This is a genomic window from Specibacter sp. BI4 (genome assembly GCF_056680095.1).
Genome location: NZ_CM155265.1, coordinates 3,023,271 through 3,038,034, shown reverse-complemented (window position 1 = coordinate 3,038,034; position 14,764 = coordinate 3,023,271). Strand labels below are relative to the sequence as shown.

At 61.4% G+C, this 14,764-nt stretch carries 15 protein-coding genes; 13 read left to right on the top strand and 2 right to left on the bottom strand.

Annotated features, from left to right (window positions below; all coding sequences use genetic code 11):
* The first annotated feature begins 82 nt into the window (after positions 1-82).
* Both AC1L6K_RS13955 and AC1L6K_RS13950 read left to right on the top strand, forming a co-directional pair.
* A complete protein-coding gene (locus AC1L6K_RS13955) occupies positions 83-1,240 on the top strand; it encodes an AI-2E family transporter (RefSeq protein ID WP_480949466.1) in 1,158 nt (385 codons plus the stop codon).
* On the top strand, positions 1,237-1,932 hold the full coding sequence (locus AC1L6K_RS13950) for an ion channel (protein WP_480949465.1): 696 nt from the start codon (positions 1,237-1,239) through the stop codon (positions 1,930-1,932). Before AC1L6K_RS13955 ends, AC1L6K_RS13950 begins: the two co-directional genes overlap by 4 nt.
* Before the next feature lie 94 nt (positions 1,933-2,026).
* Here the strand turns inward: AC1L6K_RS13950 and AC1L6K_RS13945 are convergent, their stop codons facing one another.
* Positions 2,027-2,242, bottom strand: a complete 216-nt coding sequence (locus AC1L6K_RS13945) for a hypothetical protein (RefSeq protein WP_480949464.1) — start codon at positions 2,240-2,242, stop codon at positions 2,027-2,029.
* A 186-nt stretch (positions 2,243-2,428) separates the two neighbouring features.
* Between AC1L6K_RS13945 and AC1L6K_RS13940 the strand changes: the two genes are divergently transcribed.
* The 11 genes from AC1L6K_RS13940 to AC1L6K_RS13890 all read left to right on the top strand — a co-directional run bounded on the left by AC1L6K_RS13940 (position 2,429) and on the right by AC1L6K_RS13890 (position 13,713).
* Entirely contained in the window at positions 2,429-2,848 is a 420-nt protein-coding gene (locus AC1L6K_RS13940; protein WP_480949463.1) for a DUF7144 family membrane protein, read from the top strand.
* 103 nt (positions 2,849-2,951) lie between these two features.
* The gene (locus AC1L6K_RS13935) at positions 2,952-5,054 is read left to right on the top strand and encodes a winged helix-turn-helix domain-containing protein (protein WP_480949462.1); all 2,103 of its coding nucleotides are present in this window, start codon (positions 2,952-2,954) and stop codon (positions 5,052-5,054) included.
* Between the two features lie 15 nt (positions 5,055-5,069).
* Positions 5,070-5,318: a LuxR C-terminal-related transcriptional regulator gene (locus AC1L6K_RS13930; RefSeq protein WP_480949461.1), complete on the top strand. Its 249-nt coding sequence runs from the start codon at positions 5,070-5,072 to the stop codon at positions 5,316-5,318.
* 21 nt (positions 5,319-5,339) lie between these two features.
* Positions 5,340-6,953, top strand: a complete 1,614-nt coding sequence (locus tag AC1L6K_RS13925) for an MFS transporter (protein WP_480949460.1) — start codon at positions 5,340-5,342, stop codon at positions 6,951-6,953.
* Positions 6,954-7,045: 92 nt separating this feature from the next.
* Positions 7,046-7,888, top strand: a complete 843-nt coding sequence (locus tag AC1L6K_RS13920) for a class II glutamine amidotransferase (protein ID WP_480949459.1) — start codon at positions 7,046-7,048, stop codon at positions 7,886-7,888.
* Between the two features lie 34 nt (positions 7,889-7,922).
* Positions 7,923-9,185 carry an ion channel protein gene (locus AC1L6K_RS13915; protein WP_480949458.1) on the top strand — a complete coding sequence of 421 codons (1,263 nt, stop codon included), beginning with the start codon at positions 7,923-7,925 and terminating at the stop codon, positions 9,183-9,185.
* A 209-nt stretch (positions 9,186-9,394) separates the two neighbouring features.
* Complete coding sequence (locus AC1L6K_RS13910; protein ID WP_480949457.1) at positions 9,395-9,784, top strand: hypothetical protein; 390 nt, start codon at positions 9,395-9,397, stop codon at positions 9,782-9,784.
* Positions 9,785-9,886: 102 nt separating this feature from the next.
* Positions 9,887-10,528 carry a hypothetical protein gene (locus AC1L6K_RS13905; RefSeq protein WP_480949456.1) on the top strand — a complete coding sequence of 214 codons (642 nt, stop codon included), beginning with the start codon at positions 9,887-9,889 and terminating at the stop codon, positions 10,526-10,528.
* Positions 10,521-11,729 (top strand): cation:proton antiporter, encoded by a 1,209-nt coding sequence (locus AC1L6K_RS13900; RefSeq protein WP_480949455.1) that lies wholly within the window; start codon positions 10,521-10,523, stop codon positions 11,727-11,729. Before AC1L6K_RS13905 ends, AC1L6K_RS13900 begins: the two co-directional genes overlap by 8 nt.
* A gap of 161 nt (positions 11,730-11,890) precedes the next feature.
* Positions 11,891-13,051: a hypothetical protein gene (locus AC1L6K_RS13895; RefSeq protein ID WP_480949454.1), complete on the top strand. Its 1,161-nt coding sequence runs from the start codon at positions 11,891-11,893 to the stop codon at positions 13,049-13,051.
* Positions 13,048-13,713, top strand: a complete 666-nt coding sequence (locus AC1L6K_RS13890) for a GAP family protein (protein WP_480949453.1) — start codon at positions 13,048-13,050, stop codon at positions 13,711-13,713. Before AC1L6K_RS13895 ends, AC1L6K_RS13890 begins: the two co-directional genes overlap by 4 nt.
* An 82-nt stretch (positions 13,714-13,795) precedes the next feature.
* On the opposite strand, the gene AC1L6K_RS13885 is transcribed toward AC1L6K_RS13890, so the two are convergent.
* Positions 13,796-14,536, bottom strand: a complete 741-nt coding sequence (locus AC1L6K_RS13885) for a TetR/AcrR family transcriptional regulator (protein WP_480949452.1) — start codon at positions 14,534-14,536, stop codon at positions 13,796-13,798.
* Positions 14,537-14,764 lie beyond the last annotated feature (228 nt).

The window sequence follows — 14,764 nt, the reverse complement described above, 5'->3', positions numbered from 1 at the left end:
CACCGCCTTGGACCTGGGCTGTGGCGCCTTGGCGCTTTAGCTCGCCAGCTCGGTAGTCCATCAGAGGATGGGGTCGAAGTTCATGCCACACAAGTCCGGAACGCTTCCTCGGGGAGTTGTCGTACTCGTCGGGTTCGCGGCAGCCACCATCGTCTCGATTGGTCTCAGTGCCACCCGTGGCATTCTCGCACCAGTGCTGCTGACGCTCATCCTGACCATCTGCGCGCACCCCGTGGGAAGCCATGCACAGAAGCGTGGCGTGCCCCAAGGACTGGCCACCGGATCGGTCATCGTCGTGATGTTTGCCTTCCTGGCCGGCTTCACCCTGACAGTGATCATCGCCGTCGGACAATTCATCGAAATGCTGCCCGGGTATGCAGGCCGGTTTGAGGAGATTGGCCAAAACATCAGCGCCGGACTCGGAGCGTTGGGGATCGGTCAGGTGCAGGCATCGGCCCTCGTGAGCGCCATCGACCCGCGCAACATTGTGGCACTGCTCACGGGTGCGGTCGGCGGTGTGTTCAACATTTCGGCCGCCTTGGTGATTGTGCTCACCATGATGATCCTCATGTCCGCCGATGCCGTGTATGTTCCAACCATCCTGCATCAGCTGGGCACGAGGCAACCCCATCTGGTGACGGCACTCTCCGAATATGCTTCCAACGTGCGTCGCTACATGGTGGTGACGACGATCCTCGGCGTCGCGCAGGGTGCCCTCAATGCGTTGGCGCTCTGGATAATGGGCGTGCCGGCAGCGCTGTTGTGGGGCCTGTTGGCATTCCTGTGCAGTTTCATCCCCAACGTGGGCTATTTCTTCGCCATCATCCCACCGATGGTGTTTGGCTTTCTTGTGGGGGGCTGGCCGACCCTGATCGCGGTTGTCGTGATCTACGGTTTAGTCAACGCGGTGGTCCAGTCGGTCATCCAGCCGCGGGTCGTGGGCCAGGCCGTGTCGCTCAGTCAGACAGTCACCTTTTTCTCGGTGTTGTTTTGGGCTGTGGTGATCGGCCCGATCGGGGCCATCCTGGCAATCCCGCTCACCTTGCTCGGCAAGGCGCTGCTGATTGATGCCGATCCGGAAGCCCGTTTCTGGCGTCCGGCGCTTGGCCCCACCGGGGAGACAAGAAGCATGAAGAAGCTGGAGGACCTCGAGAACAAGCGTTCCCGAAAGGCGGCCCACAGGGCAATGCACGCCTCGGACGTCGACGCATCGGAGCGTGGGGAGGAGCCCTTGGCATGAGATCGAATGGTGGCGTCGCCGGCCCTGCTGAAGGGCTGGCTGGTGGAGTCGGACCAGTCCTGCGCTCCGGGTATTGGCTTGTCCTGCTCTTGATCGCGCTCTCATACGGCCTGTGTGCGGCCCAGGGCGGTCCGGATCCCAGTGCCTTCGTCCTGCTTGTTCAGCTTGCCACGGTTGCTGTGACGCTCTGGGTCGCTGAAGTCGCCCCTCAACTTCGCAGGATCGGCTGGATCGTGGTGGTGGTGGCCGGTGTGGTGGTGGGGGTCGTCGCAATAATCGGAACGAAGGGGCACCTGCTCGACGTGCTCCTCTCGGCTGCCTCGGGGGGCGCCTATCTGCTGGCCATCTTGGCGATCATCACCCACCAGGCAAGGAAGGGGCGTGTTGATGGCCAGGCCCTGCTGGCCGCGATTGCAGCCTACATCCTGGTCGGGATGTTCTTCGCGTTCGTGTACAACTTCATTGCCTTGGTGTCGTCGGTGCCCACCTTTGGCGACGGGCACGCCGACTCACTGACGAGCCAGCTGTTCTTCTCCTTTACGACGCTCACCACAACTGGATACGGTGACAAGGTTCCCGCGGCCGCCGGCGTCCAGAGCATTGCCATTGCAGAGGCCATCACCGGTCAGCTGTTCCTGGTGATAGCGGTTGCGCGGGTGGTCTCAGGATGGCGAAAGACCCCGGACCGTTGACCCGCGCCCGTCTCCTGCCGGGTGCAAGCCTGGGTGGTTTACGTAGGTCGGCAGCCTCTCGGTCGTGGGCCGGGTGTCGCTGATTTTGTGTGGTTCAGCCATCTTCCGGCAACGGATTGACCGAGACAATTTCAATGTTGAGGTTGCCAAAAAATAGGAGAATTCCCCGCAGTTTGGCCTGGTCGGGAACCGAGCCCGCCAAATAGGTCAACCCGTCTTCAATCCGGCTGATTCGGAAGCCGTCGATGAGAGCGACAACCGGCGCACTTAGGTTGCTGTTGACCACGATTTCGTACATCGCTCCGCTCACAGTGGCGTCCTTCCACGTTTCTGCACAGTCTTCCCCTTTCCCCGGGCGGGATCATCACCCTGTGAGGGTGAGGAAATGGCCTTGTTATGCGAGGAACATGAACGGTGGCAAGACCTTTGACGGGGCATTGCCACGACGACGGCCAAAATGCTGTCAGCGCACCTTCCGATGGAAAGCAGCCGGCTCATGAGTACTCACAATTCAACCCGAAGTGTCACCAGGACCGGATGGACCGGATGGGCCCAGTTCGGTGGCGTGATCCTTTTCATCAGCGGCATCTTCAGCCTTATCCAGGGACTCATCGCCCTGATCGGCCCAAACGCCTACTACGCAGTAGTGGACGGAGACCTGTTCCTTTTCGACACGACAGGCTTTGGCTGGTGGAATCTCATGATCGGAGTCCTGCTCATCCTCACCGGTATTTCGCTTCTCGCCGGGGCCACCTGGGCCCGAGTTCTTGCTGTGATTCTTGCCGTCATAAGCGCGGTTGTTCAGATGCTGCTCATACCGGCACAGCCTTGGTGGTCGTTCATTGTGATTGCCATGGACATCTTGATCATCTACGCGCTGATTGCCCACGGAGACGAACTGCGGCCCGTGGAATAGCCCGCCAGAAAAGTTCTTGCCATCGCTCACATGTGGTGCCACACTGTTCGTCAGATGGGAAACGGCTATGAGCATAACTTTGGGAAGACCCGGACTTGGCCATTTGATTGATCGGCCAGTGTTGTGCCGCGAGCTCGACAAGGCGTTCCGGACCAACTTGACTCTCGTCGTCGCGCAGGCCGGCGCCGGCAAGTCGACTTTGCTGCGGCAGTGGTCCGCCACGCACCCCGACCACGCCTTCGCATTTCTGGACGTGGAAGCTTCCGACGACAACCCCGCACATTTCATCCACCGCCTGGTTGCGGCCTTGGCAGCCTTCGATCCGGCCATGGTGCAGGTGTCCCGCCTGATCAACCTGCACGACGCCGGACTCGGCAGCCAAGTGATCGCTGCCTTGGCAACAGCCTTGAAAACCATGCAGGATGTGGTGATCGTTGTGGACGACACCCAGAGGCTCTCCAATGTTCACATTGTCGCCGATCTTGCCGATCTGGTCGAGCAGACGCCGCACAATGTGCATCTGGTGGTTTCCTCACGATCCGATCCGCCGATTGCGCTGAGCAGGTACCGTCTGAAGGATGAAGTCCTGGAGCTCCGGCAGGCAGACCTCGCCTTCACCGATGCGGAGGCTGCGGAACTGCTCGAGCGGATCACGGGGCGTCCGCTGGCTGCAGCCAATGTTCATGCATTGCGAGAGCGAACGGAGGGATGGGTTGCCGGACTGCAGCTGGCCGGCCTGAATCTTCGCCACGAAAGCGACCCGGACGGCTTTATCGCTGAGTTTGGTGGCAGCGACCGGCTGGTGGCCGACTATTTGGGCGAAGAAGTGCTTGCGGTTCTCCCCGCGCCGCAACGCAAGATGCTCCTTCAGATGTCGGCCTTGGACGACATGTGCTCCGGTCTGGTGAACTGGGTAACCGGTTGCGACGACGCCCAACAGGCTCTTGAACAGCTGCATCGTGACTCCATGTTCCTGGTACAGCTCGACACCCATAGGGAATGGTTCCGGTTCCATCACATGTTCCGAGACCTGCTGCGCTCACGGCTGCACGCCGAGAACAGCATTGAAGAACGGGACATTCTCAGCGCAGCCGCCGAGTGGCACTTGGCCAGGGGCCGGGCCAAGTCCGCTGTCGAGTACCTGTTGCGGGCCCAGTTGTGGGATCGGGCCCTGGATGCAATCCTCTCCAATGCCGGGGATGTTGTGGCATATGGGGACCTGCTGACTGTCGTGCGCTGGATGGTTCGCATTTCGGAAGCGGTGCGTTCGGACCGGGTCAGTGAGGAACTGCTGTCGGGACTGTTCCTGACCGTCGGAGACGGCGGCCCGGTGCCGGGCATGGTGCCACCGCTGAGCCGTGGTGATCCTGCGGTTTCGGACAGCACCCCTTCGCAAGGCTTGGGCGTCTTTGCAGAGCAGTTGCTGCTGACCGCGCATCCGGGGGTGGCCGCAGGTTCAACATGGCGAGAGTTCAGTGAGTCAGCGGAGCCAAACGTTCCAGGTAATACAGCGCAGAGGATGGCAGCTGCGGCAGCACCACACACTGCGTCCAGGTTCCAGGAGGCGCTTGCGGCCAGCGGCCGGGCCTTTTTTCTTGCCGGCCAGATGGACCAGGCCAGGGATCTTCTCGCCCGAAGTGTGGGCGATGGCGCAGGGAGCGCCCCAGAACGGGTCTGTGGACTGAGCACATTGTCCCTGCTTGAAGCGTGGTGCGGAAATGTCGAGCGCGCCAACATGCTGATCCGCAGCGCACTGCTGTCCGCCAAAGAAGCCGGCATGCTCTCCCATCCAGCCATTTTTGATGCCTACCTTGCCTCAGTGCTGACGGCCCTCGGACGGGGCGCGGCCGTAAAGTCCGCCGACAATGCCTGGCAGGCACTACCGTCCCCGGTGATAGACCCAGCGGTGAGGGTGTCCTCCGCGTTCTTCGACCGCGCCGTAGCATCACTTGCAATGGGCGGCACGGAAACAGCGCAAGGAATCTTGGACTCGTGGGCGGACCTCGTACCTGAGCCGGAACCACTGTCAGTCGTTCAACGCCACATCCTTCTCGCCGGGCTGGCCGACCATGACAACAAACAGGGGGAGGCAACACGCCAACTGACCGAGGCCGTCCGGGTGGCGGAGATCCATGGACTCATGGAAGTGTTTGCCCGGGCCGGTCCGGTCATCCTGGAACGGCTCCACGACGTCGCTGGTCCATAGGCGAGGTTCCGGGACGTGATACTGGCGCATGCGCAGGAAGCGGCAGGGAGCCACGGAACCAGCACGTTTTTTGATCCACTCACGGACCGCGAACTGGAGATCCTCGCCTACCTGCCGACCCGGTTCACCAATGAGGAACTGGCAGCTCGGTTCTTTGTCTCGATCAACACGATCAAGACCCACATGGTTCACATCTATCGCAAACTCACAGCCACCAACCGCGATGAAGCCATCAGCAGGGCCCGAGTGCTCGGATTGCTCTAAAGGAAACGGAGGACACCTCCGATGAAGAAATGGTCCGTCGTCATCATCTTGGGATGCGCACAATTCGTCATGGTGCTGGACGGCACCGTCATGAACGTCTCGATCTCAACGGTGGTTGACGACCTCAGCACCAGCGTGGCAGCCATGCAGGCGGCGATCACCTTTTATACGCTAACGATGGCGGCGGCGATGCTGCTGGGCGCCAGACTCGGTGACGTGTGGGGCCGGCGTCGGGCATTCGTGACTGGATCCTGTGTCTACGCGGCAGGCTCCCTCATCACAGCACTCAGCCCCAACATACAGCTGCTCTTCCTGGGCTGGTCGATCATTGAGGGCTTGGGTGCTGTGCTGGTCATACCCGCGATCGCGGCTCTTGTGGCCGACAATTACCAGGGGCGGCAGCGCATCACCGCGTATGCGGTCATCGGTGCCGTGTCTGGCGCTGCCGTGGCGGCCGGGCCGCTGATCGGCGGTTACGTGACGACCTACTTCACCTGGCGTTATGTTTTTGTTGCGGAGGTGGTGATCATGGTCGGCGTGGTGTTGTCTGCACGCCTGGTGACCGACACCACTCCGCGGCAGGCGGTGCGGATAGACGTGCTGAGTGTGCTGCTGTCGGCCGTCGGACTTGTGTTCGTGGTGTTCGGCATGTTGCAGAGCAAAACGTGGGGTTGGATCACCCCACTGTCCACACCGGAGATTGCCGGTGTGGAACTTGCACCTTTGGGGATCTCGCTGACAGCCTGGTTGATACTTGCCGGTGGGGCACTGATCTACGGTTTTGTCAGGCGGCAGCTGCTCCTGGTCAGCCGCGGAATATCCCCGCTGGTTCATGTTGAAATGTTCTCCATCACCCAGCTGCGCAGCGGCCTTTCGGTGCTGGGGGCTCAATATGCAGTGACCGCGGGGCTGTTTTTCATGGTGCCCGTGTACCTGCAAATGACCCTGGGCCTTGACGCGTTGGAGACCGGGTTGAAGATCTTCCCCCTGTCCATCTCCCTCATCCTCTTCTCCATCGCTGGAACCGGGTTGTCCCGCGTGTGGTCGCCGAGGCGCATAGTCCGGGTTGGCCAGCTCGTCCTCGTTGTCAGCGCGGCCTTGCTCCTGGGCTCTGCCACGACCGAATTGAGGAGCGGCATATTCGCTGCCGGGATGTTCCTGGCGGGCACAGCCTTGGGACTTCTCGCCTCCCAGCTCGGCAACGTTAACATGTCAAGCGTCACCGAGGCTGAGACCAGTGAGGCAGGGGGACTGCAGGGCGTGTTCCAGAACCTGGGCTCGTCGCTGGGGACAGCATTGATCGGTTCCATTCTGATAGGCGCCCTGGCCACATCCTTCGCCGGCGGCGTTTCGAGCAGTGACCTGTCACCGGTCAGCAAGGAACTCATCAGTCAAGAAACACAGGGAGGCATCACCATCGTGCCGGCGGCCAGCGTGGCGGACATCGCGGTTGAAGCCGGCCTGAACGCCACCGATGGTGCAACACTGACTGCGATCTACAGGGATTCGCAGCTGTCCTCCCTCCGTGTGGCGTTTTTCGGACTCATCGTAATATCCCTCCTGTCGCTGTTCTTCTCGCGCGGCATACCGGCAGAAGTGGACGGGAGAAAGCGAATGAGGGACTTGACGGGGTGAGCAGGCGTTGAGCGGTTTCCCACGGATCACCCGAGAGGGGTGATCCGCCGCATTTTCTGCCGTGCTGTGATGGGTGTTGGAAAGGACTACTCATGTGCCGCTGGCTTGCATACTCCGGTTCACCCGTGAACCTTGAAGATCTGCTGTATGGACCCGAGCACTCACTCGTGGTCCAAAGCAAACATTCGACAATGGGGGCTGAAACGACCAATGGGGATGGCTTCGGGGTCGGCTGGTATTCCACCTTGCCCCGTCCCGGAGTTTTCCACAGCACGGAGCCGGCATGGAACGACCGAAATCTGCGGGAACTTTCAGCCCAAGCATATTCCGGACGCGTTTTTGCCCATATCCGGGCTTCCACAGGATCTGCGGTCCAGCAAACAAACTGTCATCCATTCCGGCACGAACGTTGGTTGTGGATGCACAACGGGGTCATCACCGATTTTCCGCGAGTCAAACGTGATCTGACCCTTGCCGTCGACCCGGAATTCTTCCCGCAAATCGAGGGATCGACAGATTCGGAATTGTTTTTCTATCTGGCCCTGACCTTCGGTCTGGCGCTGAACGCTCCCCGGGCCGTAGCCGAGGCCGTCGCCTTTATCGAGCGGATCGGACACCAGCACGGAATCGAGCACCCCATCCAGATGACTGTGGCGACCACCGACGGAGAATCGACGTGGGCATTCCGCTATTCCAGCGTCAGGAATTCACGTTCGCTCTTCTTCAGCACGGACGTTGAGGCGCTTCGTGCCCTGCATCCAGCCAATGAGCTGCTGCAGGAACTCTCCACCAACGCGCGTTTGGTCGTTTCCGAACCCCTGGGAGACATGAAGGGCGCCTGGCAAGAGGTGCCTGAATCGTCCAGTCTGCGGGTGCACGGCAAAACGATCGAGCTCGCAACCTTTTCGCCCGCTGGGAACCAGCCCTCCGGGTGACTTGCACCAGTACAAGCTGAGGACGAGAAGTGTCGTGAGCGTACAAGAGGTGCCTTCCATAAGGTCACTACTGCAATTATCGATACCGGCGATCATCGTGGGTGTCATTTCCGCAGTGGGCCTGTTCGTCGTGGACGAGGCAGCGCACCGCATTGAAGGGTTCCTCTGGGAGGATTTGCCTTTGCTGTGGGGCTTTTCGCCCGGCTCGGGTTGGTGGACCTTCGGGGTCCTGAGCATCACAGGCTTTGCCATTGGTTTGATTGTCACTTATGTTCCGGGCCATGCGGGCAGGGACTCCGCTACGGTCGATCTCATTGCCCCACCACTAAAACTCGTTGCGGTGCCGGGGCTCGTCGCCGTGACCGTGCTGGGTTTGGCTGGCGGAGTGAGCCTGGGGCCGGAGACGCCGATCATCGCCATCAACACAGCCGTTCTCGTTGCACTGGTTGCCCGCTTTTGGCCCAGCATCAGTATTGAGCTGGTGATCATGGTGACCGCTGCCGGGACAATTGGTGCTCTTTTCGGCACACCTGTGGCCGCCATACTGGTTCTCACGGGTGTCGTTTCGGCCGCAAAAGCAGGGGGAATGCTGTGGGACAGGCTCTTCTTGCCGCTGCTGGCAGCAAGCACAGGATCAATGACAATGGTGTTTCTCGATGGTCCCCAACTCGTGGCGCGGGATGTGCCGCCATTGGCATCCCCCGTGCTGGTATTTCTGCCTGCGGCCATCGCTGTGGCCTGCGCAGCTGCCCTCATCGGCCTCCTCGGAGCCTCATTGTTTCAGCCCCTGCACCGGAACTTTCGCCGGCTGAAATGGCCACTTCTCTACACAACTCTCGGAGGACTGCTCTTAGGCCTGCTGGGGGTCTTGGGGGGTCCGCTGACGCTCTTCAAGGGTGGATCGCAGATGGTGGAGCTCGTGCGGCGTGCGGAGGATGTCACCCCTTGGCAACTCGTGCTCATCATTGTGATCAAGCTCGCCGCCCTTCTCATTGCCGCGACCGCGGGGTTCCGCGGGGGACGGATCTTCCCGGGCGTTTTTATCGGTGTCGCGGTGGGGCTGTTGGGTCAGGCAATCTTTCCGCAGGTCCCCCTTGGCCTGGCAATTGCCTGCGGCGCATTGGGGGCGGTCCTTGCCGTGTCACGCGACGGGTGGATTGCACTCTTCATTGCCATTGTGGTGGCCGGGGACATCACCCTGCTGCCTATTCTGTGTTTCGTGGTGCTGCCCGTTTGGCTGCTGGTGGCGCGGGCCCCGGAGATGGTGGTCCACGAACATGCCGCGGATACGACATGACAGCCCGCCAGGCTGCCCCGACCGACCCCACCTTGACTGTGGGAAGAGCTGCCCGAAGAAAGTTCATCCGTACCGGGTGACGCACCTTGGGAGCCGCCGGTGGATACTTCGAGACATGGGAAATCGCGTGCCCGCGGGCCAACCGCAGAGGGAGAGCTCGAACTAGCGCAGGTTTCCCTCCCGGACGCACCCGTCAACAAGGAGTGACAATGAATTTCTTGAGCAATTTCTGGGACTTTCTTTGGTTCCTATTCTGGATCTACGCCTTTATGGCATTTCTGACCATGCTCTTTTCGGTCATTTCGGATCTTTTCAGGGACAAGGCACTCAATGGCTGGTTCAAAGCCATTTGGCTCATCTGCCTGGTGTTCGTCCCGTTCATTTCCATCCTCGTGTATCTGATTGCGCGCGGGGACGGCATGGCGGCGAGGAACCAGCAACAGGTCGCTTCCCGCCACGACGCCCAATCGGCATACATTCGATCGGTGGCTGGCTCAAGCCCCAGCGACGAGATCAGCAAGGCACGCGCTTTGCTCGACGCCGGCACGATCACCGCCGAGGAGTACGCCCTGGTCAAGGGAAGGGCGCTGAACGGATAGGCGGAACCATGATCGTGCCCCAGAGCAGGGTAGCCGCGGTCATCCCATTCCTGCCGCCCCGTTCCCAAAAATGGCCCACAACGGAGTAGGAGGTGCTGTGACGTGACGTCTTCAGGGCAACCGAAATCGGCCACTGACACACCTGCCCGGGCCCAGGGGGTCGTAGTCGTTGGCATGTGCATTGCCATCTGGTGGCCTTCGTTCACCTTGGGGGCATGGGGAAGGCTGTTTTTTGAGCAAATTCTGACGGTTTGGGCCGCCGCAACAGCTGCGTTGCTGGTCGTCATATTCCGTCGCGGAGGGGAGCGGTACCGCATGCGCCGGGTTGTTGCCTTGCTGCTGCCCAGCCTGTGGTTGGTGCTCGCCATTGTCGGCAGGAGCGACGGGGGCGCACTCCACGTGGCGACGTTTGTCTTGGGCAGCGCCGTTGCCGTATTGGGAATCCCAGCAACAATGTGGGTGTTGGCCCGCATCATTTGGCCCGAACTCGGCGCCGGGCTGTCACTGGCACGTCGCGCCCTCGTCATCGCTTCGGTGCTTTTTATCGCGGTGGCCGCTTATGTTCTCGGGGTGAACCATGCGTCCTTTCTGACTTGTGAAGACTTCACTGTCAGTGGCAATTCGGAACCCCGGGGCTGCACACCAAGTTCTCAGGTTCAGGAACCAACCGGCAGGGTGGTGCAGACGAGCCTGCCCGCCACCCGGACCGTCGACGGCCCTGCACAGCGGGTGCAACATGACTGAGGACCTGGTCTCGCTTCTTGTGGTCTCTTCCGTCGCTGTCGCCGCGCCGGTGCTCGCTCGCCTGAGCCGGAAATTCGCACCCATTCCCATCGTGGTCTTCGAGATCCTCCTGGGAATTGCGATAGGGCCCAGCCTGCTGGGATGGGCGACAGCCAATGAACATATCGAACTGTTGTCTGAATTTGGTCTGGCACTGCTATTTTTTATGGCTGGAAACGAGATCGACTTTGAGCTCATCCGTGGCCGTCCGCTCCGTCGTGCGGCCATCGGGTGGCTGGGGTCGCTTGCGCTCGGGGTGGGCATTGGCCTGCTCATCTTTCCGTCAATGGATGCGGGGATCATCGTCGGGATTGCGCTCACCACAACCGCGCTGGGCACGATCATGCCGGTGCTGCGCGACGCCGGGCTGCTCAAGCGTGCCTTCGGCACCTCGGCGATCGCGGTGGGTGCCGCCGGTGAGTTCGGACCGCTGTTGGCGATCTCGCTGTTCCTCAGCGGACGGCGTCCGGCGGAAGCACTCGTGGTCGTCATTGTGTTTACCGGAATAACCGTCGGGGCAATCCTTCTGGCCGGGCGCCTTCAGAACATACGGCTGCACCGCCTCATCACCACCACACTGCACACCAGCGGCCAGTTCGCCGTGCGGATTGGACTGCTGGCCATCATCGCGCTTGTCGCCCTGAGCGCCGCCATGGGGCTCGACATGCTCCTTGGCGCCTTCGCGGCCGGTGTGTTGAGCCGTGTCGTGCTCGGTGGTGCGAGCAAGGGGGACCGCCACCTTGTCGAGTCCAAGCTCGAAGCGCTCGCCTTCGGTTTCCTCGTGCCGATCTTCTTCATCACCACGGGGATCACCTTCGATCTGGCCGCCCTGACGAGTTCGGCCTCGACACTGCTTTTGGTGCCGGTATTCCTTGTAGCGCTCCTCGTGGTGCGGGGAGTGCCAGGAGCATTCGCGGCACCGCCCGGGGCCACGTCCCGCCAGCGCATCTCCCTCGGGCTCTTCAGTGCGACGTCGCTGGCTCTCATCGTCGCGGTCACGGAAATTGGCGTCACGGAAGGCATCCTGACGCACGCGACGGCATCCGCACTTGTGGGGGCCGGCATGCTTTCCTGCCTGCTGTTCCCCCTCACCGCCCTCAGCCTGTTGCCGAGGCATCACCCGGTCTCCGATCCGGCAGCAGGTGCCGCGGGGGAGCGTTGAGGACACCACTGCGGGATCGGGAACCACGAGAAGGCCCTGTTCCACTGGCGGCCCGCAATGTCACCCACGGGGAATGATTTGCCTGCTGCATGCGAAGGCTACCTTGGGCATAGTACGGCGTCCACCCAACGAGACCTGAAATATCCGGAAGGGGTGCCAACGTGAGCCAGTCCGCATCGTTAAGGCAGCTGCTGCGACACCCGGTCGCGAGCTCCGAATCGCTGGAGTCGTCAGCACTCCTCGTTGGTGCCGCCGTTTTCGTCGCCGGGACCATTGCCGCAGGGATTGCGTTTTGGGACCGTGACCTGCCCATTTCCGGTCGTGGATCGGTGGGCCAGTTCGTGGCGCTCGGTGCTGCCGTGGCTGCAGTTGTCACGACACTCATGGCGCGCGTACTGCTCAATGCCGACAGTGGCACCCGCACGATTGACAGACGGCCGCCCCAGGCCACGGGTGTGCACCTCCGTTGGTACGACATTGGTGCGCTGTCGCTGGCACATGCCTTCATCGCGCTGCTGGGTTGGCTTGCGGTCGCCGACATCATGGGCCAGAGTTTCACGGGTGCCGTCGTTTTTACCATCCCGGGTGTGCTGCTCGCGGCGGTGGCGGTCGCAGTGACCTCGTATGTCGTATTCCTCAGTGCTGTCGGTCTGACTCCCATGAAGCTGTCTGTGGTTCTGGTGGCCTTTCTTCTTGTTGGGTCATTCACCAGCATGCTCAGCGCCACCGATCCGTTGTGGTGGCAGAAGAACCTGAGCACCCTGGGCATCTCTGACGACATCTCAGCACTGGCGTTCAACCTCACCCTCGTCATCGCCGGTGTGATCGTGACGACCATTGCCCACTACGCGACGGCGTCCATCCCGGTCGGCGGCGACAGGGAATTGAACGGGCGAAAGCTGGTCCGTGGCGCACTCGTGCTCATCGGGGTCCTGCTGGCCTGCGTGGGGGTCTTCCCTGTCGATGAGTTTCTCACTGCCCACAATGTGGCAGCGACCGGAATGGCAGCCGTCTACGTCGCGATGGTGCTCGGCCTGCACCGATTCGTTCCGGCGATGCCGCGAGTCTTTGTCATGCTCGGATATGTCTTCGTCGCCATCATCGTTGTGCTGGCGGTGCTTTTTGCGACCGGTTACTACAACCTGACCGCAGTCGAACTCGTCGCGTTCCTGCTGATCTTCAGCTGGCTGATCGTCTTCCTCCGGAACACGCAGGCAATGGCTCACGAAGGCCTGGTTGGAGCTGGCAACAACAGGGAGCCGGTGGACGGTGATCATCTGCCCGGCGACCACCCGCCCGGCGATCATGCGGTTGCGACATGATGCAGGTGCTCGGCCATCTCCTGCCCATCGCTCTCGCATCGGCGCTGAGCTCGGTGCCGATCATGGCAACCATCCTGATCCTGCTGTCAAAGAATAAGCGGCGCTCGGCGGTGCCCTATCTGGTCGGTTGGACGTCAGGGATCTCCGGCGTGTTTGTGGGCCTCATCCTGCTTACATCGGTCATTCCCGAATCGGGGAATGGACAGGAGCAGCTGGTGAACGGCATTGCCCAGATCGTGATTGGACTTGCGTTGGTGGCATTTGCTGTCATCGTATGGCGCCGTTCGAGCGGCAGTACCGCCGGGCGTGAGCCCAGGTGGCTCTCCGGTGTTGGGTCGCTGGGGCCGTGGGCGTCGTTTGGCCTGGGGTTTGTGTTGAACCTGCGTCCCAAATCCATTCTGCTGAGCTCGGCCGCAGCCCTGTCCGTGCACGGTGGTGCACTCACAGTGGGCGGTGCCGCCGTCGTCGTCTGTGTCTACACTGTTCTGTCCGCCTCGACCGTGGCAGTACCCGTCATAGGGACCCTGGTGGCGCCGGTGAAGACGGAAGCGTGGCTGCTGGAGACACGTGCCTGGATCGCCAGGAACAACCGCACCGTTACCATCTTGATCCTGATGATGATCGGCGTGGTCATCGTGGGGAACGGGTTGACACGGCTCTGAACTCAGCGCTGCCACCATGAGGGCAACGGACTCGGGGTGACTTGCACTGCCTGGCTCTCATGATCTGCCATCTCGGCGGCTGTCAGCCGGTGGAGGGGGAGCCGAAACCGACAAGCAGCCGCGGCAGCAACTGCCAAACACCTTCCTGCAGGGCCGCTACGGCGTCGTTGTTGCCGGTGTGGATGCCGAGGAGGGCCTGCTGGAACATGCCATCGAAAACGGCGTACACGCTACTGCTGGAGAGCGCCACCTCAGCATGGGAGAATTCTGCGAAAGCGGTGATGATCCGCCAAACCATTTGCTCGAGGCTGCTGTCAACCTCGGCTACGTCGGCCTGAAAGTCGTCGCCAAACATGCTTTGGTTGCGCAGGTCGTACCAGAGCCTGTGCATGGCTGTGTCGTCCCGGGCCGACGCTGCCAGGGCGGCGGCAAACGCCAGCCGAACCTGTTCGGCGGAGCTTGCGTTTGCGGCTATTTCTTCATAGTGGGCGACGCAGGCACTCTTGTATTCGCGCACGCAGTACGTGATCAGCTCGACCTTGTCACGAAAATAATAGTGGAAGACGCCGTGCGAGAAGCCGGACTTCTGGGCAATTTCGCGCAGGCTTGTCCGTGCGTACCCGAACTCCGACAGGGTTGCCAAGGCTGCCGCGGCAAGCTCGGCCCGCCGCAGGGAAAACTTGTCCACCGTCCTGCGTTCAACCCGCACCGCAGCAGAAGACCGCGTCGTGGAAAACCGTGCGGCAGGTGATTCTGCCCCGGACGATTCTGTACCGGCCGGCTGTTCCCCGACCGGCTGCTGAATGGGCGTTTTAACGGGCATTCCGGAACTGCTTCGACTGGCCATGACCACATCCCCTCTGCCGCCACTATAACCCCACTGCTGCCACCGTAACCCGATCCGGCCGGAAAAGACGGGCCGCAGGAACCAAGGCAGCCCCACACCAAGAATTTATACAACTGGTCAAAAAACTCTGGACACCCGTCCAAACCCGTCCCATGGTGGGCGGAGGGAACGATGGCCGGCATGGCAGAAGCGGTGGGCGGGGTC